Below are 18,594 nucleotides of genomic sequence, written 5' to 3'. Positions count from 1 at the left end.
TCGTCGTGCCGTCGAAAAGCAATTGCTTTGCGACGGCTACCTGGCGCTTAGGCGGTGTCCGCCGCTGCACCCTCGTCACGGGAAAGGTTGATGCCAAGCGAGGAGCCGGCCTGATCGAACTCGTCGTCGTCGCCGTCGAGCTCCATCGGGGTGCCGTCGGTGGAAAGAACCTCCACGTTGAGGCACAGGGACTGCAGCTCCTTGAGCAGCACCTTGAAGGACTCCGGAATGCCCGGATCCGGGATGTTATCGCCCTTGACAATGGCCTCGTAGACCTTCACGCGGCCCACCACGTCATCGGACTTGATGGTCAAAAGCTCCTGCAGGGTGTAGGCGGCGCCGTATGCCTGCATCGCCCACACCTCCATCTCGCCGAAGCGCTGGCCGCCGAACTGGGCCTTACCGCCCAGCGGCTGCTGCGTAATCATGGAGTACGGGCCGGTGGAACGAGCGTGGATCTTCTCATCCACCAGGTGGTGCAGCTTGAGCATGTACATGTAGCCGATGGAAATCGGGTACTTGTACGGCTCGCCGGAACGGCCGTCGAACAGGGTGGTCTTGCCCTCGCCGTCGACCATGACGTCGCCGTCGCGGTTCGGCTTGGAGTTGGCGAGCAGGCCTGCGATCTCGTCGTTGGTCGCGCCGTCGAACACCGGGGTTGCGGTGAGCGAATCAGCCGGCACGTCGTAGAGGTGCTCCGGCAGAGTCTCGAGCAGCTTGGCGTTCGCCGGGTCGTCCGGGTTGACGGTCCAGCCGGCCTTGGCCAGCCAACCCAGGTGGATCTCCAGCACCTGGCCGATGTTCATACGGCGCGGCACACCGTGGGTGTTCAGGATGATGTCCACCGGAGTGCCGTCAGCCATGAACGGCATGTCCTCCTGCGGCAGGATCTTGCCCACGACACCCTTGTTGCCGTGGCGGCCGGCCATCTTGTCGCCGTCCTGGATCTTGCGCTTCTGAGCCACGTACACGCGGATCATCTCGTTGACGCCCGGGGACAGATCGTCGTCGTCCTCGCGGGAGAAGCGGCGCACGGCAATGACCTTGCCCTGCTCGCCGTGCGGCACCTTCAGGGAGGTGTCGCGCACCTCGCGGGCCTTCTCGCCGAAGATGGCGCGCAGCAGGCGCTCCTCCGGAGTCAGCTCGGTCTCGCCCTTCGGGGTGACCTTGCCCACCAGGATGTCGCCGTCGCGCACGTCCGCGCCGATGCGGATGATGCCGCGCTCGTCCAGGTCCTTGAGCACGTCCTCGGAGACGTTCGGGATCTCGCGGGTGATCTCCTCGGCGCCCAGCTTGGTGTCGCGGGCGTCGATCTCGTGCTCCTCAATGTGCACGGAGGTGAGGATGTCCTCCTCCACCACGCGCTGGTTGAGGATGATGGCGTCCTCGTAGTTGTGGCCTTCCCACGGCATGAACGCAACCAGCAGGTTGCGGCCGAGCGCCATCTCGCCGTCCTTGGTGCCCGGGCCGTCTGCGATGACCTGGCCGGCCTCGACGCGGTCGCCCGCGGAGACGATCGGGGTCTGGTTGTAGCAGGTGCCCTGGTTGGTGCGCTCGAAGGTGCGCAGCATGTAGGTGTCGCGGCCGCCCTCATCGTCCATGACGGTGATGAAGTCGCCGGTGACGTTCTCGATCACGCCGGCCTTCTTGGAGATGACGGTGTCGCCCGCGTCGTACGCAGCGCGCTGCTCCATACCGGTGGCCACGTAGGCCGACTCGGCGCGCAGCAGCGGCACAGCCTGCTTCTGCATGTTCGCGCCCATCAGCGCACGGTTCGCATCGTCGTGCTCCAGGAACGGAATCATCGCGGTTGCGACGGACACCATCTGGCGCGGGGAGATGTCCAGGTAGTCAACGCCCTGCGGGCCGACAACGCCGATGTCGCCGTCCTTCAGACGGACCTCGATGCGCTCGCCGGTGAGGTTGTTGTCCTTGTCCATCGGGGTCGCGGCCTCGGCGATGGCGTAGCGGTCTTCCTCGTCGGCGGTGAGGTAGTCGATCTGGCCGGTGAGCTTGCCGTCGTTTACCTTCTGGTACGGCGTCTCAATGAAGCCGAACGGGTTCACGCGCGCGTAGGTGGCCAGCGCGCCGATCAGGCCGATGTTCGGGCCTTCCGGGGTCTCAATCGGGCACATGCGGCCGTAGTGGGACGGGTGCACGTCTCGCACCTCGATGCCGGCGCGCTCGCGCGACAGGCCGCCCGGGCCAAGCGCGGACAGGCGGCGCTTGTGGGTCAGGCCGGACAGGGAGTTGTTCTGGTCCATGAACTGCGACAGCTGGGAAGTGCCGAAGAACTCGCGGATTGCCGCGGAGACCGGGCGCACGTTAATCAGGGACGTCGGGGTGATGGACTCCGCGTCCTGGGTGGTCATGCGCTCGCGCACGACGCGCTCCATGCGGGACAGGCCGACGCGGACCTGGTTCTGGATCAGCTCGCCCACGGTGCGCAGGCGGCGGTTGCCAAAGTGGTCGATGTCGTCGGTGTTGATCGGGATGATCTCGCCGGCCGGGGAGGTCATCTCGGTCTCGCCGGCGTGCAGGCGCACGAGGTACTCGAGCGTGGTGGCGATGTCCTCTTCGGTCAGCGTCATCAGACCGTCGTGGTCGCCGCCGAGGCCGAGCTTGCGGTTGACCTTGTAGCGGCCCACGCGCGCGAGGTCGTAGCGCTTGGCCTTGAAGAAGGAGTTCTCCAGCAGGGACTGCGCAAGGTCGCGCGTCGGCTGCTCGCCCGGGCGCTGCTTGCGGTAGATCTCCAGCAGCGCCTCGTCGGTGTTGGACACACCGTCGTTTTCCAGGGTGGACATCATGATCTCGGAGAAGCCGAAGCGCTCCGTGATCTGCTCGGTGGTCCAGCCCAGGGCCTTCAGCAGCACGGTGACCGGCTGGCGGCGCTTGCGGTCGATGCGCACGCCGACGGTGTCGCGCTTGTCCACGTCGAACTCCAGCCACGCGCCGCGCGACGGGATGACCTTCACGGAGTGCAGCGGGCGCTCCGTGGACTTGTCGATGGTCTCGTCGAAGTACACACCCGGGGAGCGCACCAGCTGCGAGACGACGACACGCTCAGTGCCGTTGACGATGAAGGTGCCCTTGTCCGTCATCAGCGGGAAGTCGCCGATGAACACGGTCTGGGACTTGATCTCCTGCGTGTCGTTGTTGATGAACTCCGCGGTCACGTACAGCGGCGCGGAGTAGTTGATGTCCTTGTCCTTGCACTCGTCGATCGTGTACTTCACGTCTTCGAAGCGCGGCTCGGACAGCGTCAGGCTCATGTTGCCGGAGTAGTCCTCGATCGGGGAGATCTCGTCGAGGATGTCCTCCAGGCCGGACGTGATGCGTGCATCGTCGCCGCGGTTGGCCTGCTCGCGCTCGCGCCACTCCGGCGTGCCGACGAGCCACGCGAAGGATTCGAGCTGCACATCAAGAAGCCCGGGGACGGTGATCGGCTCATTAATCTTCGCGAACGAGTAACGTTCGGGAGCCCCGGGGATATCAGCCATGTTCATGGTCTGGTCTGAGACTGCCAAGTTGGGTCCTTCCAGCACCTCTGGCGGAGGCTCACCGCACCGCGTCTGGCTTCGCGGCCCAGTGGCGTTTCCGCAGGATAAGTTAGCATTCGGTCTGCTTTAGAAGACCCGCCCCCAGAGACAACAAAATCACCTTGTCAAATCGGATTTTCTCAATCCGTTGCACAAGGCTCTCTACGCGTACTGGAGACGGCTTCCAGCGCAAAGAACAACCATAGAGTAATCTCCCCCGTTTGTAAAGGCCCCCGCCTGCGGTCCGCCGGGTTGCCCGATGCCGTCTGGGTCACTCGTGCGGTTGCTGCCGGAAGCCTACCACCCGTCGTCCGCGCGCGGTCAATCGCGACGCGCCGCACGCCCCGGCCGCAGCGCGCCCGCCAGGCCCGCAAGGGTCAGCGCCGCACCGACCCAGGCCAGCACGCGCCACAGCCCGCGGTCCGCGGCGGCGGTCTGCGCATCATCCACTTTGCGCACAAGCTTCTCGACGTCCTGCCGGTCCATCACCCCGTCATAGGTGACCACGTTCTTCACGCCGTTGCCTTCTGCGTCGGCGTAGTAGTCGTCCACCTTCTCGTCGATGCCCACGACCACGCCGGTTTCCTGATCCACCAGGATTTCGCGCTCGGCGGCGTGGTGCAGGAAGGTGCGCTGCGGCTCGCCGTTGTCGTCCTCGAGCGTGAGCGTGTTGCGCGGGTCGGCGTAGCGCATGGCCACGTTCGTCGGCGCGATGCGTTGGGTATAGCGGTACACCGTACGCCCGGCGATCTCCTCTTCACCGGCAAACTCCGCAGGCGCCGCGCCACGCAGCACCGCGTCGAAGACCTGGACGGTGTCCTGCGGCGCGGGGGCGGGGAAGGTCAACCACGCGCCGTCGATAGGCACCTGTGTTGCGGGCATGCCCATGACCATCAGCGCCTCCGCCGGGCCTTGCGCGGCACCTGAAACGCGGTCCACGGCGTACGACCACGTCGACGCCGTGAGCAGGTCATTGAAGTCGGAACCGGACTCCCCCGCCCGCAGCGTGTCGCCCACGCGCACGCTCGCCGTGTCGGAATCAGACGGCTCCTGGATCTCCATGTGCAGCTGGCGTGTCACCGGCGCCGCCTCGCCGTCGCGGGTGCCGTTCGGGTCCGTGATGGTCCACGTGGCCTCCCCCAGCGCCAACGGCAGTCGGTTGCCGGAAAGCAGCACGTTCGGCGCCAACAGCCCCGCCACCACCAGCGCAGCACCGACGCCGGCGAGCAACACGGAAAGAATGCGGGAAGTGGGCAGCATGGTGGGAAAGTGTAGCGCAGCCGGCGGGCGGCCCAGCGCTGCGAACTACCGCTAGCGGTATAAGAAAGGAACCAGCCGCCCGTCGCCGACCTTGCGGTATAGCGCGTGGATCACATCCATGAACCACTCCGGCTTGTCGGTGAATGCGAGCTCGTGGACATACCGCGCGCCGCGGCTCTCGTCGTAGTCGAGCGAATCGTCGCTACTGAATCCGCCGTTGGAGCTGCGCGACAGCGAGGCGTCCTGCGAGAGGGCGTCGAAAATCTCGATGGCCGCGTACTCGACCTTCTGGTCGGGACTGTCCATCGCCTCCCGAACAACCGAGTACACGTCGCTTGCGACCGACGCCCAATCCTCGACCACCAGCGCCTCGTCCTCCGGGGAAAGCTTCACGCGCTCCATCGGGATGCCCTGGAAACTGACGTTTTCCAGCTTGCACCCGGACAAGTCGACGCCGTCGAGCTGGTCGTAGCGGTAGTGCTCGCCAAAACCGACATTGCGCAACTCGCCAGTAATCGTCGAATCCAGCACACGCGCGCGAATCGGAAACTGCGCGCCGCGGCCCTCAATCACCACATCGCGCAGGGTGGAACCGGTAACGGTGCTCAACCAGTCGGCACGGAAGCCAAACTCTGGGCTGGACAAATCAGTATCGACGAACGCGATATGGTCAACCTTGCCCGGTTTGCCGCGCGGGCGGGTGATGGTGCAGGACTCGAACCGGACCGTCGAAAAGTTGATGTTGTCGACGCTAGGCTCGTCGAACGTGCGATCGTCGTAACGCACAGCATGCAATTCCATGATCTACAGCTCCACCCCGTAAGTACGCATCCACTCGGCCATGCTGGGATACGGCCCGTCCAGATACTGCCTGTCCCAGAAGTGGTAGCGGCCAAACTCGACCGAACCGTCGTCGTTGCGGTGGTACACGACGTACTCGCCATCACCAACGATCGCGACCGGGAACCAGGCGTCAGGGTCGTCTCCGAACGCCTCGGCTTCCTCGCGGACACTGCTCAGGATCGACTGGATACTCAAAGGATCACCCGGCGGAATCTCCGGATAGAGCCACTCGCCGTGTTCGAAATCGAACGAGTTGTACGAGTCGAAAAATTCGCGGTACTCGGACGGCACCCAATCAGGCACACACGACAGTGAGAGCTCGAGCACATCCGGATCGATTGGCCACCTCCACGGAACGAGGCGACCAGGTTGCTTTGCCGGGGTATCAGACATCTTTAATCAGCCCTAGGCAGCGGCGCTCAGCGGGTTCGGCAGCCCCAGCGTCTCGCACCACAGGCCAACAAGGTCGCCGCCGTCGCTGGCCGCGTCGTCAAACTTACTCTCGGTGTCCGTGGACATAATGCGGTACTTGCGCACAAACTCCGCGATGCCGTCCTTCGCCTCCGGGTAACGCTCGGCGAAAAACGCCTCGAAGCTGTCAATGTCGTAGTCAGGGACGTGCTCCGGCTCAACCCCGTCCACAAGGGTGGGGTTCGCGCCGAAAAAGTACTCTTTATTACCGTCGGCGGTGCTGATGGTGATGAAACACATGTCCAGATCGGCGACGCTGATCATCCAGTCTTCCTCCGGGCCAATACCCGGATCGCCGACCTCCCAGTCACCGTCGATGTATTCAAACCCTGCATTAATACTCATCTTTAGTCCTCACTTTCTTCAAACGGGTCACGCATGAACTCCGCCCCCGCGTCGCGGTACAACCCCAACAGGTAGTCGTGACTATGCCCCCAGTCGGCCCAGGCATCGAGTTCAAGGCAATATCGGGCGCCACGGGGCCGTGGTGCTTCGTCGTGTTGTCCCCTGAAGTCGTCCTCCATGAAGATCAGCGCCAAGCTCGACTGCTTAAACGCTTCTTCCCCCTGGGAAGACGCCTCATGTAATTCCTTCACCAGCTCCACCACGCGTCCGCGAATATCCTCCCAGTTCAGCACAGTGAGGCGCTGCAGCTCTGCCGGGATTTTCACCTTGCGCATATCCACGTATTTGAAGCTGGCCGTGCCAAATTCAACCTCGCTGAAATCGCAGCCAACGAGCTGATCCCCCTCGACCGTCTCTTCAAGACTGCACTCTTTCCACTTGCCGCTCACCGTCACATTGGTCAACACCGGGTTGTTAAGTCCTCCGCCTACCGGCCCCTTCAACCGCATGTCAATGGCCTGGCAATTGTCGTAGCGCGCTCCCCAAGCAAAGACCTCCGGAAACTTGCACGCCCGAAACACGCAATTAGTCACAGTCGTCTTAAGCCAGGGCATCCTACCTTTCACCGTGCAACGCTCAAACTCGCAGTCAGCCACACTGCCATGCACCCAGTCGGCCACGAAGATCTTCGCCCGCTTAGCGTAACTATTAGTCAGCGTGAATTCTCGGGCTGTAAACGGACTGATCTCCGCATAACTGAGATCAACATTGTCAACCGTCTGCCCGCTGACCGAAAACACCTTCTTCGGAAACCCCCACTTATCCAACGGGTACGTCCAGTGAAAACCACGAAAATCTTCCCGGCCATCAAACAAGCCGAACGGCGACGGGGCGAGCAACATCTCAGGCGTGCAGGCGTCCTCCCAACGCTCCACAAGCTGCTTTCGGGTCGGACCACTCATCGCGTCGGCCTCCTGACGCTCATCGGAATCACACCATTGCGGTCAAGCGTGCCGAAACTCCGCAAAGATTTCCACCGTTTTCGGCAAACATCCTGTTCAGATGGTCCGCCATAACGGCAGTAGTGTCTAATGTTCGGAGCTGATTTGCCCGGGCAGCCAGGTATCGAGGCCGTTGGTATTGGTCTCTCTCGGCTTGTAAGACAAGGCTTTGAGCATATCCAGATCAGCCGCGGTGTTGGCGGTCCGCGCTACCGCATCCCAGTGATGCTGATGCCCCTTCGTGGCAAAGAGGTACTGGAATAAGCCCTTGATCTCTTCGCGTGGGTACGGCGCGTCGACCGTGCGGTGGTCTTGCTCGTAGAGTTCCAACATCTGGTCCAGCAATTCAGGGTCGTGCGCGGTCAGGCGGTCAAGGCACTGGAACATGTGGAAGCGCACTGCGAACCGCGGTTCCGCAAGATAGCAGCGGTAGATGGTGTCGAAGTGCTTCGTATGCCTTGGACGAAGATGCTCATCGACGACTCGGGCCAGGCCGGACACCGCATCTAAGTCACGGTCGGATACCGCGAGTTGATCAGTGAGATCGGAAACAAAGGCATCCAGCTCTTCGTCGCTGACCGTGTCGTATCGAGTAGGTAGTGCCGCCATCGCGAGAATCTCCTCTAGCTGAAGTACACCGCAACGGCGTCGCCACGCTGCGCTGCTGCTGTGTAGAACTCGATGAGTGTTTCCACGGCGTCGGGAGAGTCGAAGTCCTCCGGCTCAACGCTCTCCAACGCCTCGGCGAAGCTGCCTACCTGGTCTGGCGTGTTGATGCGCATCCCGTCGGTCAGGTTTTCGCCGTCCCAATCCGCGGCGCCGAAGACGATGCTGTTGGCAGTTTCCTCATCAAGGCTGGCTTTCAATTCCTCGACAACACCGCCGAAGAACTGGTCAATATCCGCCACCGGACGGTTCGACGTCTCAAGCGCCTCCGTGATCGTGTCCCGGCGTGACTCTGCTTCGGACGCTTGCGCTTGCTCGTATTCGTCCTGGCTAAATGCGACATAAAACGGAATGATCATTGGGGCTCCTAATCCTCAGTAGTGGGTGGGACGCTGATTACGCGTTGCGTGATATCAAGCTCAGGTATCCACGCATTCACACCGCGACGATCCAATTTCTTCTTGAACTTATTGGAGAACAGAACGAGCATCTCGATATCCCGCTGCGTATCCGCGGTTTGCGCGATGAGATCCCAGTGGCGCTGCTTTCCCTTGCGGGCCACCATGAGCTGGAAATACTCTTTGATCATTTCGCTAGTGGACCCGATGCTGCGACGATCCGTCATATACATCTCAAGCATCCGGTCCAGCAATGGTCCCTTCGTCCCCGCCAACCGGTCCAACGAGAAAAACACCTGGTCGCGGGGTGTCAGGGTAGGCACCGCGTAGTAGATCTCTTCAAACTCATCGAAGAAGCGATGATGCCGTGCCTTGAGAAACTCGTTGACGGCACACACCATCTGGTCAACCCCAATTGGCGTGTACTCATTTCGCCGAACAGCCTCCGTCATACCCACGATGTAATGCTCCAGCAAATCATCGGGCATTTCCTCCCAGCGCGACGGCACCGGGGTGTGGAGCCCTACGGATGCTGCGAATTCGTTTACCAACTCGTTCAAAACGCCTCCCTCCAGGCGGGTCACCGTTGCAACCCAGCGTGCCGAAATCCCAGACGGATGTCCAGCGTTTTCCGAAAACGCTCTAGGTGCGGTCCGGGCGGTAGAAGTATGGGTCGCGTTCCACCCTGTTGATGCTTAGCCCGCGGGTGTCGAAGTTCGCCTTCAGCCACTCCGCAAACTGCGGGGTGTAAAGCTGGTCCATCCACAGGTCAGGGTTCGACGGCGTAGTGCGGGTGCGGAACACCGGTGCCTCCGGCGTCTCCTCGTACAGGTTAAAAGCGCGGAACCCGTAGTAAGTGCCGAACTGGCTGACAAACGTCGCCTCCGCAATCTTCGCCCCGCCCTGATTCAACGCGACACGGACCGCGGAAGCTATGTCGCTTTCAACCACCAACGCCCCTAGGGCCTCCGTCAGGCCATATTGCGGCAGTGGGGTGCCGTCGGTGTCTTTTCGAACTTCCAGCACCTCGAACGTCTGGCCGTCGAACTCGTTGAAATCCTGGGTCTCAGTCATACGCAACATATGAAATGACCCGTCGTATTCAAACAGCGCTGAAACACTTGCTGCATCAACTCGGTAGCAAATCACAGGTGCGCTCCTCCGGGTAGCACGGTTTGCGCCCGAACGTACACGCGTTTCGTCCCCCAGACACGCGAAACCCCCGCCCGCCGGTTGATACCGGCGACGGGGGTGTCGTCGTCAAGCAAAAAGCTCTTACTTGAGGGTGACCTTTGCGCCAGCCTCCTCGAGCTTGGTCTTGGCAGCCTCGGCGTCGTCCTTGTTGGCGCCCTCGAGGATTGCCTTCGGGGCACCCTCGACCATTTCCTTGGCGTCCTTCAGGCCCAGGCCCGGAACCAGCTCGCGGACAACCTTGATCACGCCGATCTTCTTGTCGCCAGCGTCCTCGAGAACGACATCGAACTCGTCCTTCTCCTCAGCGGCAGCCTCGCCGCCAGCGGCCGGAGCGCCTGCAGCTGCAACAGCAACCGGAGCGGCTGCGGTCACGTCGAAGACCTCCTCGAACTCCTTCAGGAACTCGGAGAGCTCGATGAGGGTCATTTCCTTGAACTGCTCGATGAGCTCGTCCTTGGTGAGCTTAGCCATTGTGGCTTCCTTTCTGTTGTTGGGCGTTTACAGCCCGGATGTAAAAGAGTGTTTATGCGGCTTCCTGCTTGTCCTGCAGTGCAGCGACAAGGCGGGCCGTCTTGGATGCCGGAGCCTGGAACAGGCCGGCTGCCTTTGCCAAAGAGCCCTCGAATGCGCCAGCAAGCTTGGCAAGGGTGGTCTCGCGGTTGTCCATCTCGGCCAGAGCGTCGACCTGGGAAGCGTCCAGGACGTTGCCGTCCATGTAGCCGCCCTTGATCACGAACGCGTCGTGGTCCTTGTTGAACTTCTTCATCACCTTCGCAGCGTCGACAGCAGCGTCGCCCTTGATGAACGCGACGGCGGTCGGGCCGGTGAGAAGATCATCGAGACCCTCAATACCGTGCTCGTTTGCAGCGATCTTGATGAGGGTGTTCTTGGCGACGTGGTACTCGACATCGAAGCCCATATCGCCGCGCAGCTGCTGCAGCTGGCCGACGGTCAGGCCACGGTACTCAGTCAGCACGAGGGAATCCGCCTCAGCGAACTTCTCCTTCAGAACTGCAAGTTCCGCAGTGTTCTTCGGGTTTGCCATGACACACGCCTCCTTCCGATAACTTCATGTTGTTCAATCCGCCCGGAGCATCTTGCCTATCGACGTTCGCTTCGCGCGAAGCTGACGTCTATAAGCAAAAATGCCCCGTGCAGAAGCACGAGGCATACGTTGGAGTGTGCCGCGTTTCTCCTGCGTGGGTCGGCCCCGTAAGTGGAGCACCTTCGACTCCCTCACGAGAGTAACCGACGGTCTTCGGTGAAACTTGAGCTCGGCCTTTGCGGGCCGTTCAAACTTCGGTAGGGAATGCTAGCGGTTGGACGCGGGTTTAACCAAATCGCGGTTACGCGGGCTGACGGTTTTGGCGGCGGTTCTCCAGGATCTCGCCGAGCCTAGAGCCGTAGCGCGCCCAAATCGCGCCCTCTTCCGGAGTGAAACCGAGGTACTCGTAGAGACTCATTTCCTCACTTCCTGGCTCGGAGTTGTGCCAGGCCGTCACCCAGTCGTCGACGTCATCCGGCTCCGCGGTGCCTTCCAGGCAGCGTTCCACAAATGTCTTAAACATCGATCTTCCTTCCACGAATTGGATCTCCAATTTGCATCCCGCTCACTGCGTCATACACGCCGACGTGTTCTCCTCGCAGGTTATAGCCCTCAACATGCCCATGTAAAGGGTCGTATTCGAAGAGACGCTTTTCTTTGAGATCACGCCACCTGGGCGGACCGCTTCTACTCAGCCGCTCCAAATTGTCCAAGAATCCCGGCCTCGGCCGCGGAATATAGCTCGCCATAGTTCCCTCCCAAGCCGTTAGACGTTGTGGAGAGAGTTCCGGTTCCCTTGCTTTACGACGTGCTCCGCTCCACCTTCCGCAGCAATCTCGCCGCCGCGACGAACAGGACGCAACCGCCGATCAGCGCCATGACGCCCACGCCAATGGCGAGGCCCGCCCAGAATCCGCCCGCGGTCGGCGCCGTGTCCGGCGTCTGGCCGTCTGGCTGCGCGCCGGCTGCGTCAAGCGACGAGTGGATCCCGGTCTCGCTTCCGCCGGCGGGGTTGCGCGACGAGGCGTAGCCGTCGAGGGCGGCTGGGGCCTCAGACGTCGCGGGGCTGCTGGTGGCCCTCGCGGGCTTGGAGTCTTCCCGGGAGTCGGCGCTGGTCTTGCTTTTACTGGTTTGCCGGTTGCTGGGCTTGCTTGAGGATTTGCTGGCTCGGCTGCCTTCCGGCGCGCGCTGCGCCTGCGCCGCCGGTTTCGCGGAGGCTGGCTCCGCTGCACGCGCGGGCGCAGCCTGGGCGGGAGCGGATTGCTGGACGGGAGCGGCCTGGGCCGGCGCCGCCGGGGTTGCCAGCGTCGAAACAGCCCCTGAACCGCCCTTGCCGCCGTCGTCGGTCTTGCGCGCGAGCGGCGCGAGCGTGTCGCCGGCCTTCTTAATCTCCTTTTCCAGCGAGCGGATACCTTCCGCCAACGCGCCCGGCAGCGTGAGCTTGCCCTTGCTGGCACCGGCCCCGCCAGCGCCTGCAACGCCGAGCCGGCCGTCGCGTGCGGCGGCGACGGATTCATCGCCCACGGCGAATGTGGCTACCAGGTCCTCGGAGAAGTCCTCGCCGGAGGCGGACGTGCCGGCGAAGGTGAACGTGGCGGTGTACACGCCGGGCTCGGTGAACCCGAAGCCTTGGTGGTCGTGCGCGTTGACCGGATATTCGATCTGCTTGGAGGCGTCGCCGGAGTCCAGCTCCACACGCAAGCCCCGCAGGTCCTCGTGCCAGGTGTAGATGCGCCCGGGCCCGGACACGTCGCGCATGGACACTGTGACCTTCGAACCTTGCGACAGCGCGCCGGCGCCCACCCGGGTGGTGGAAAAGCCCAGCCAAGGCAGGTTCTTCTCCTGCGCCTGCGGCAGGATCCACATCTCCTCAGGCGGCTCCGGGAAGCTCTCGCGCGCACCTTCCGGCAGCGTCTTTTTGGCCGCGTCGGGCACGGCGAAAATGAAGCTGCCGGATTCGCGTTTGGCCTGGTTGTGGGGGTCGGAGTCGTCGATAAGCACTGCGCCTATCGACGACCCTTCGGCCGCCAACGCCATATCCATATGCCCGGCCTCGATGAGCTTGCGCCGGTCCTCGGCCGCGGCGGAACCGGTGCTCGTGGGCGTTGGCGCGGTCGTTGGCGCGGTCGTGGACGTGGGCTGCGACGTGGTCGACGACGTGGGCCGCGGCGCGGGCTTCGGCGACGGCTTCGCGCTCGTCGTCGGGCTGGCGGTGGTGGTTTCCTCCGTGGTGTTGGGGGTGCGCAGGTCGGTGGTGGTGCCCTCGGGGAGGCCGACGGTGGTGTCGTCGCCGACGAGCCAGTACTGGGTCACCGGCTCGGAGCGCTCCACCCCGCCGCCTTTGAGCTCGGCGCGGCCCTGCCAGGTCATCTCGTAGATGCCTGGTTCGGAAAATGTCCAGGTGAAGTGGCCGTGGCCGCCGACGTCGTAGGTGATGGTGCGCATGTCCTCGTCTGCGGAGCTAAACAGCCGCTCCGGGTCACCCACGCGCGAGGAGAAAAACACGTTGACGTCGCCGGGGCCGTCCATCTCCACCAGGTCGAAGTGCATGACGTCGTCGACGAAGTTGTCCGGGATCTCGCCCGCCTCGTGCGCGGGGTCGAAGGCGCCCAGGCCAGACCAGATGGGCCGCCAGCTGTCGGTCCAGTCCGCGGACTGCGGCGCGGCCCACACGGTGCTGCCGGGCTCGCCGAGGAAGTCCAAGGAGCCGTCCTCAGGCACGGTCAAGGTGGACACGTCGTTGCCCTCGGCATCCGCGTCCGGGGCGAGGCGGAAGCAAACCTTTTCTTGGTCGGTGACCTGCTGGCCGTCCACCGCCATCACGGTGAGCTTGTCGTTTTTGTAGGTGCCGTAGAGCGCGTCGTTGTGGGAGTGGTAGAGCAGTTTGCGCCCGGCGCACGGGTGGTCGATCTTCCCCAGTTCCACGCTGTGGCCCGGGTCGCCGGGGTTGTGCTCCGCGGCCTGCGCAAGCGGCGCGGCCGCGAACATGAGCACCGCTACGGCTGCTGCTGCAACGAATCGCTTCACCGTTTCACCCCCTGAAGCCAGCCGGCCAGCGCACCGCGCTTCGGGGCGAACAGCCAGCTCAGCGCAAAGATGGCGGTCACGGCCAAAACGATGGTCGCGCCCGTGGGCGAGTCGTAGGACCACGCCAGCCACACCCCCGCCACGCTGCCGGCAACGCCGAACGCGGCGGCGATGCACATCATCGCGCCCAGCTTGTCCGTGAACAGGCGCGCCGCGGCGGCCGGGGTGATCAGCAGGGCCACCACCAGGATGTTGCCCACCGTCTGCACCGCCAGCACCACTGCAAAAGTCACGCACAGGTACAGCGCCAGATCCAGCGCGGCGACCGGCAGGTTCATCGCCCGGGCGGTCTCCCGGTCCAGTGCCACCGCTGTGAGCCACGGGCGAAGCGCCACCACCACGGCCACGATCAGCGCGCCGGCGACGGCGTGGACGGCCAGTGTGGCGGAGCTGACGCCCGTCAGCGAGCCGAACAGGAACGAGCTGACGGAGGCGGTGTAGCCCTCCGCACGGGAGATCACCACCAGGCCGAAGGCGAACGCGGCGGTGAACACGATGCCGATCACGGAGTCCTCTTTAATGGTGCGCCGCTGCGACATCACCGCGATCAACACCGCGACGATCGCGCCGGCCACCGCCCCGCCCAGCAGCACGGAGACCTGCCACGCAAACGCCACCGCGATGCCCGGAAAGACGGCGTGCGCCACCGCGTCGCCGATAAAGGCCATGCCGCGCAGCACCACAAAACAGCCCACCACCGCGCACAGCACCGCCGCGATTACCGCGGCCGCCAGCGCGCGCGGCAGAAACGCCAGCTGGGGGTTGGCCATGTCGGCCAGGAATTGCACAAACGAAATCTCAGGCACGGGTAGCCTCCAAATGCGCTCGCACGCCGCGCAGCCACGGCGAATCCTCGTCGACGGAGAAGGTGCGGGTCCACGGGGCGTCGTCGTTAAGCTCATGCGTCGCGGCATCGGCGACGACACCGCGGTTGAACAGCACCAAGCGGTCGCAGGAATCGATGGCCTCGGCGATGTTGTGGGTGGACATGACAACGCCGAGCCCCCGGTCCACCAGGCGGCGGAACAGCCGCAGCAGATGCTCGGTGGTGGGGATGTCCAGGCCGGTAAACGGTTCGTCGAGAAGCAGCATGCCCGGTCGCCGCACCAGGGCGCGCGCGATGAGCACACGCTGGCGCTGGCCGCCGGACAGGTCGTGGATTGGGCGCGCGGCCAGGTCGGTCAGATTGACCATCGCCAAAGCTCGCTCGGCGGCGCGGTGCTCGCGCTCGCCAGCGCGTTGCCACCACGGGCGCTGGCCCAGGGTGGCGTTGAGCGTGGCGTCATAGACGTCGATGGGGAAATCCCAGGCCACGTTGTGCGCCTGCGGCACGTACCCCACCACCTTGCGCACCGGACGCCTGCCAGCGGAGACCGTCCCGGCGTCCGCGGGGATAAGGCCTAGCACCGCACGCATGAGGGTGGTCTTGCCCGCGCCGTTTGGCCCGAGCAGGCCGACGAACTCGCCGCCGCGCAGCGTGAGGTCCACCCCGCGGAACACGTCGCGGCCCGGATACGACACCGCCAGGTCGCGCACCTCAATCCTTCTCATCGGCGGCCCCGCACAACAAACAGCGCAATCAAGGCGAGAAGCAGCACGCCCGCGCCCGCCAGCAGTCCGATTTTCAGGCCGTTGTTCTGCTGCTCCGCGCCGGCCTGCCCCTCAGCCCGAAACTCACCGAACTGGGCATCCGCCGCCTCCGCCGGGTCAACACCCACGGCGATGCGCACGACCTGCTCGTCGGTGTGCACGGTGCCGTCTTGGTCCTCCACCGTCGCGCGCACACCCACCAGGTGGGCGCCCGGCTCGGTGAACACCCAGTTGGCGTGGGTGTGCGTGTTCGGCTCCACCCACATCGACTGCGTGCCGGGCTCCTGCTCGTTCCACAGCTGCTGCGGCTCGTGGAACCCGCCGGGCTGGACAAACAGGGAGAACTGGCCCGGGCCCTCGTGTCCGCCGAACTCCAGGCTCATCCCGTTGGCGGAGCGTTCCAGAAGCGACGGCGCCTGCGAGTTCCACCCCAGCCACGGCACGCCGGCGACCTCGGTCTGCGGGATCACCCACACCTCGGCCCCCGGCTTCGCGCCGGTGAACGCGAACTGGTCGGTCTCCGGCAGGGTCTGCTTCGCGCCGTCGCCGACGGCGAAGACCACGTCCTCGAGGTGGCGCCACACGGGCGTGTCCTGCGTGTCGTCGCGCACCAGGAACTGCATTTTGCCGTCAGCGAAGACGGGGCCCAGGTCCGCGTGGCCGGCGTCGATAACGGCGCGCTCGCCCAGCGGGGCGACCTGCTCGTCGGCGCCGACGACCTGCTGCAACGCCGGGTCGTTGTCCGGCACCTGGGCGGCAGCGACGGGTGCGGCCGCGATCATTGCGGCGGTGATAATGGCGGGAATCTTCATGGTTGTCCTTTCAAACATTTGCTTATCGACGCCCCATTGGCCCGCACCAGATCCACATACGTCTGCGCAGGCCCCTCCCCCGGCGGGTCCAAGGTGTCGCCCCAGATCGGGCACACCTCAACCCCGTGCGAGGCAGCGGTTTCGTTCAAAACGGGCGTTTCGTCTTCCTGGCCGTGTTCGACGAACACCGCCGGCACGCCCAAGTTCTCCAGCGTGCGCGACAACGCCATCAGGTCGCGCGGGCTCGGCTCCACGCGCGGATTCGGAGTGACAAACCCGGCCACACGCAGCCCGTACGCGCGCGCCAGATACGCGTAGCCGTGGTGGGTGGTGACCAGGTTGCGGTTGGTCTCCGGGACCTGGTCGAGCTGCTCGCGCACCTCCTGCGCCACCTGCTTGAGCTGGGCGCGATAGCGCTCGGCGTTGTCGGCGTACGCGCTGGCGTGGCGCGGATCCGCCGCGGACAGCTCGTCGCGCACCACCTGCACCACCGCATCCATCGCGGCCGGGTCGTGCCAGATGTGCGGATCCAGCTCGCCGTGGACGTGGCGGCCCAGCACCGCCTGCGGCAGCAGGTACGTCTCCTCGCCCGGGTCGCCGAGAAAGCGGAACTCGCGCTGCGGCGGGATCGGCTGCAGCGTCTTCGAGGGCACCACGACCACCGTGCCCGCGGGGTCCAGGTCGCCCTCGTCGTCCGTGCGCAGGGTCAGCTGCGTGTTGTCGTTGTCGGCGACCGTGGCGATGTCCACGTGCCCGCGCTCCACCGCATGCTTGCCCGGGGCGGCCTGGGCCGGGTCCTGCCCCACCACGAGGGTGACCGTCTGCTCCGTCTGACTGCGCACCGGCGCGTCCACCGCGTCGCGCACTGAGGCGCGAAGCTTCAGTTCGTACACGCCGGGGGCGGAAAAAGCCCAGCTGACGTGGGTGTGCGCGTCCACTGGCAGCGTGGTGGCGCCACCCGTGGAGTCAAACAGCAGCTCCGGGGTGCCGAAGGTGCCGAGGATGAAGGCGGAGGCGGTGCCGGGCCCGGAGGCGTCGACAAGCTCAAGCTCCGCCACCGCCGTGCGCGGCAGATCCGCCGCAAACCGCAACCCCAGCCACACCGTGTCCAGGCTCGCGTCCTCCACCAGCGGAATCGGGGCGTAGCCGAAGCGCTGCGTCTGCTCCGCCAGCGCCACCACCCGCGCCTGCGGGCGCGCCGTCGCATCAATCGTGCGGGTCAGCGCCTGCGGCTCCAGCAACAACCCGTTGGTAAACACCGCGTCCGCGTACGCGATATCGCGCGTGTTGTGCAGCGTCGGCTCGTACGAGTGCGGGTCGGCGCCGCGGCGCATCAGCGTCTTGACCTCGGCGTTATCGCCGGCGACGTTGCGCACGACGTCCGCAAGAATGCTTGTCGACGCCACCACGTTCAGCCCCTCCTCCGCCGGAGCCTGCGCGCACCCCGCGAGCCCGGCAGCGAGCGCGCACGCCGCCAGCGCCCGGGCACGCCTCACTTCCCAACCCCCGCAAGCGCCAACAGCTTGCGACGCAGCGCCGTATCCAGGCAGCACATCGCCGCGCCGAACACCGCCACGCCGAGGCCGAGGACCGCGAACGGGACAGTCATCACCGTCGTACCGGTCTCCGCGAGAGCGTCAGGGCGCTGCTCGGGCTCCGGTTGGGGCTGCGCTTCGGCCGGGGCCGGCTTGGCTTCCTGCTTCGGGGCTTGCTTTGGAGCCTGCTTCGAGGCCGAGCTTGTCGACGCCTTGCTCGCCGGCGCCGCAGGTGCTGCGGGTGCGGCTGACGTTGCGCTCGCCTCCGAAGTTGTCGCCTGCGCCGGTGCTGCGGGCGCCGCTTCCCCGTCGCCGACGACCCAGGTATATGTGGCCTCGTTCGAGCTCGAGCCGCCGCCCTCCGCCACAACGCGCATCTGATACGTGCCGGGCTCGGTGAACAGCCAGTTCGCATGGACGTGCGCGGGCTCCTCCTGGGCGATCACGGAGCCCGTCTCAAGGCGCGTCGAGCCGCCATCGAGCACCGGATCCAGCGAGCCGAAGCTGCCGGTTTGGAACAGGTAGACCTCGCCGGGGCCGGTGACCTCCACAAACTCCAGATCAATCGCACCGATGTCACGCGCGCCCTGCGTATCCCAGCCCGGCCAGATCAGATCCGAGCGCTGCGTCTGCGGCAGCATATAGCCGGCCTTGCCGATCTCCGGGATCTCCGCCGTGCGCTCCGTGTGTTGCGACCGGCTATTTGGTAGCGGTGTCGTGAGTATCCGGTAGCGCTTCAGTGAGCATCCGGTAGCGGCTCAGATTGCATGGGGTGATTGTTCCTGTATCCGCTTCATTCGGGTGCGGC

The 18,594-nt window shown here is 64.7% G+C and carries 20 protein-coding genes; all 20 read right to left on the bottom strand.

The window, feature by feature from the left end; genetic code table 11:
- Positions 1-47: 47 nt before the first annotated feature.
- The 20 genes from MHY23_RS04050 to MHY23_RS03960 all read right to left on the bottom strand — a co-directional run bounded on the left by MHY23_RS04050 (position 48) and on the right by MHY23_RS03960 (position 18,511).
- Positions 48-3,545 carry a DNA-directed RNA polymerase subunit beta gene (locus MHY23_RS04050; RefSeq protein ID WP_239306532.1) on the bottom strand — a complete coding sequence of 1,166 codons (3,498 nt, stop codon included), beginning with the start codon at positions 3,543-3,545 and terminating at the stop codon, positions 48-50.
- Positions 3,546-3,860: 315 nt separating this feature from the next.
- A complete protein-coding gene (locus MHY23_RS04045; protein ID WP_239306531.1) occupies positions 3,861-4,799 on the bottom strand; it encodes a DUF3068 domain-containing protein in 939 nt (312 codons plus the stop codon).
- 51 nt (positions 4,800-4,850) lie between these two features.
- Entirely contained in the window at positions 4,851-5,600 is a 750-nt protein-coding gene (locus tag MHY23_RS04040) for a hypothetical protein (protein ID WP_239306530.1), read from the bottom strand.
- A gap of 3 nt (positions 5,601-5,603) precedes the next feature.
- Positions 5,604-6,035, bottom strand: a complete 432-nt coding sequence (locus MHY23_RS04035) for an SMI1/KNR4 family protein (protein ID WP_239306529.1) — start codon at positions 6,033-6,035, stop codon at positions 5,604-5,606.
- A 12-nt stretch (positions 6,036-6,047) separates the two neighbouring features.
- Entirely contained in the window at positions 6,048-6,458 is a 411-nt protein-coding gene (locus tag MHY23_RS04030) for a hypothetical protein (RefSeq protein ID WP_239306528.1), read from the bottom strand.
- Between the two features lie 2 nt (positions 6,459-6,460).
- The gene (locus MHY23_RS04025; protein WP_143338949.1) at positions 6,461-7,420 is read right to left on the bottom strand and encodes a hypothetical protein; all 960 of its coding nucleotides are present in this window, start codon (positions 7,418-7,420) and stop codon (positions 6,461-6,463) included.
- Between the two features lie 126 nt (positions 7,421-7,546).
- Positions 7,547-8,068: a hypothetical protein gene (locus tag MHY23_RS04020; RefSeq protein ID WP_085956832.1), complete on the bottom strand. Its 522-nt coding sequence runs from the start codon at positions 8,066-8,068 to the stop codon at positions 7,547-7,549.
- Between the two features lie 14 nt (positions 8,069-8,082).
- Complete coding sequence (locus tag MHY23_RS04015; RefSeq protein ID WP_085956833.1) at positions 8,083-8,484, bottom strand: DUF1877 family protein; 402 nt, start codon at positions 8,482-8,484, stop codon at positions 8,083-8,085.
- 8 nt (positions 8,485-8,492) lie between these two features.
- Complete coding sequence (locus tag MHY23_RS04010) at positions 8,493-9,107, bottom strand: hypothetical protein (protein ID WP_085956834.1); 615 nt, start codon at positions 9,105-9,107, stop codon at positions 8,493-8,495.
- A gap of 58 nt (positions 9,108-9,165) precedes the next feature.
- A complete protein-coding gene (locus tag MHY23_RS04005; RefSeq protein ID WP_239306527.1) occupies positions 9,166-9,597 on the bottom strand; it encodes a hypothetical protein in 432 nt (143 codons plus the stop codon).
- Positions 9,598-9,798: 201 nt separating this feature from the next.
- On the bottom strand, positions 9,799-10,188 hold the full coding sequence (rplL, locus tag MHY23_RS04000; RefSeq protein ID WP_181889774.1) for a 50S ribosomal protein L7/L12: 390 nt from the start codon (positions 10,186-10,188) through the stop codon (positions 9,799-9,801).
- A gap of 52 nt (positions 10,189-10,240) precedes the next feature.
- On the bottom strand, positions 10,241-10,762 hold the full coding sequence (gene rplJ / locus MHY23_RS03995) for a 50S ribosomal protein L10 (RefSeq protein WP_239306526.1): 522 nt from the start codon (positions 10,760-10,762) through the stop codon (positions 10,241-10,243).
- A gap of 301 nt (positions 10,763-11,063) precedes the next feature.
- A complete protein-coding gene (locus MHY23_RS03990; protein ID WP_239306525.1) occupies positions 11,064-11,285 on the bottom strand; it encodes a hypothetical protein in 222 nt (73 codons plus the stop codon).
- Complete coding sequence (locus MHY23_RS11970) at positions 11,278-11,511, bottom strand: colicin E3/pyocin S6 family cytotoxin (RefSeq protein WP_370645810.1); 234 nt, start codon at positions 11,509-11,511, stop codon at positions 11,278-11,280. The genes MHY23_RS03990 and MHY23_RS11970 overlap by 8 nt, the downstream gene beginning before the upstream one ends.
- Positions 11,512-11,563: 52 nt before the next feature.
- A complete protein-coding gene (locus tag MHY23_RS03985; protein ID WP_239306524.1) occupies positions 11,564-13,789 on the bottom strand; it encodes a choice-of-anchor M domain-containing protein in 2,226 nt (741 codons plus the stop codon).
- On the bottom strand, positions 13,786-14,655 hold the full coding sequence (locus MHY23_RS03980; protein WP_370645809.1) for an anchored repeat-type ABC transporter permease subunit: 870 nt from the start codon (positions 14,653-14,655) through the stop codon (positions 13,786-13,788). Before MHY23_RS03980 ends, MHY23_RS03985 begins: the two co-directional genes overlap by 4 nt.
- The gene (locus MHY23_RS03975) at positions 14,648-15,400 is read right to left on the bottom strand and encodes an anchored repeat-type ABC transporter ATP-binding subunit (RefSeq protein ID WP_239306523.1); all 753 of its coding nucleotides are present in this window, start codon (positions 15,398-15,400) and stop codon (positions 14,648-14,650) included. The genes MHY23_RS03980 and MHY23_RS03975 overlap by 8 nt, the downstream gene beginning before the upstream one ends.
- Positions 15,397-16,251: a choice-of-anchor M domain-containing protein gene (locus MHY23_RS03970; protein WP_239306522.1), complete on the bottom strand. Its 855-nt coding sequence runs from the start codon at positions 16,249-16,251 to the stop codon at positions 15,397-15,399. The genes MHY23_RS03975 and MHY23_RS03970 overlap by 4 nt, the downstream gene beginning before the upstream one ends.
- Positions 16,248-17,747 carry an anchored repeat ABC transporter, substrate-binding protein gene (locus tag MHY23_RS03965; RefSeq protein WP_239306521.1) on the bottom strand — a complete coding sequence of 500 codons (1,500 nt, stop codon included), beginning with the start codon at positions 17,745-17,747 and terminating at the stop codon, positions 16,248-16,250. Before MHY23_RS03965 ends, MHY23_RS03970 begins: the two co-directional genes overlap by 4 nt.
- Positions 17,744-18,511: a choice-of-anchor M domain-containing protein gene (locus tag MHY23_RS03960; protein ID WP_370645813.1), complete on the bottom strand. Its 768-nt coding sequence runs from the start codon at positions 18,509-18,511 to the stop codon at positions 17,744-17,746. The genes MHY23_RS03965 and MHY23_RS03960 overlap by 4 nt, the downstream gene beginning before the upstream one ends.
- Positions 18,512-18,594: the final 83 nt, after the last annotated feature.

Origin of the sequence: Corynebacterium sp. ACRQP, assembly GCF_022345915.1 — a bacterium.
In the GTDB taxonomy this organism is placed as follows: domain Bacteria; phylum Actinomycetota; class Actinomycetes; order Mycobacteriales; family Mycobacteriaceae; genus Corynebacterium; species Corynebacterium lehmanniae.
Note: the sequence above shows the minus strand (reverse complement) of the source record. Positions and strands in the feature narration are given on the sequence as shown.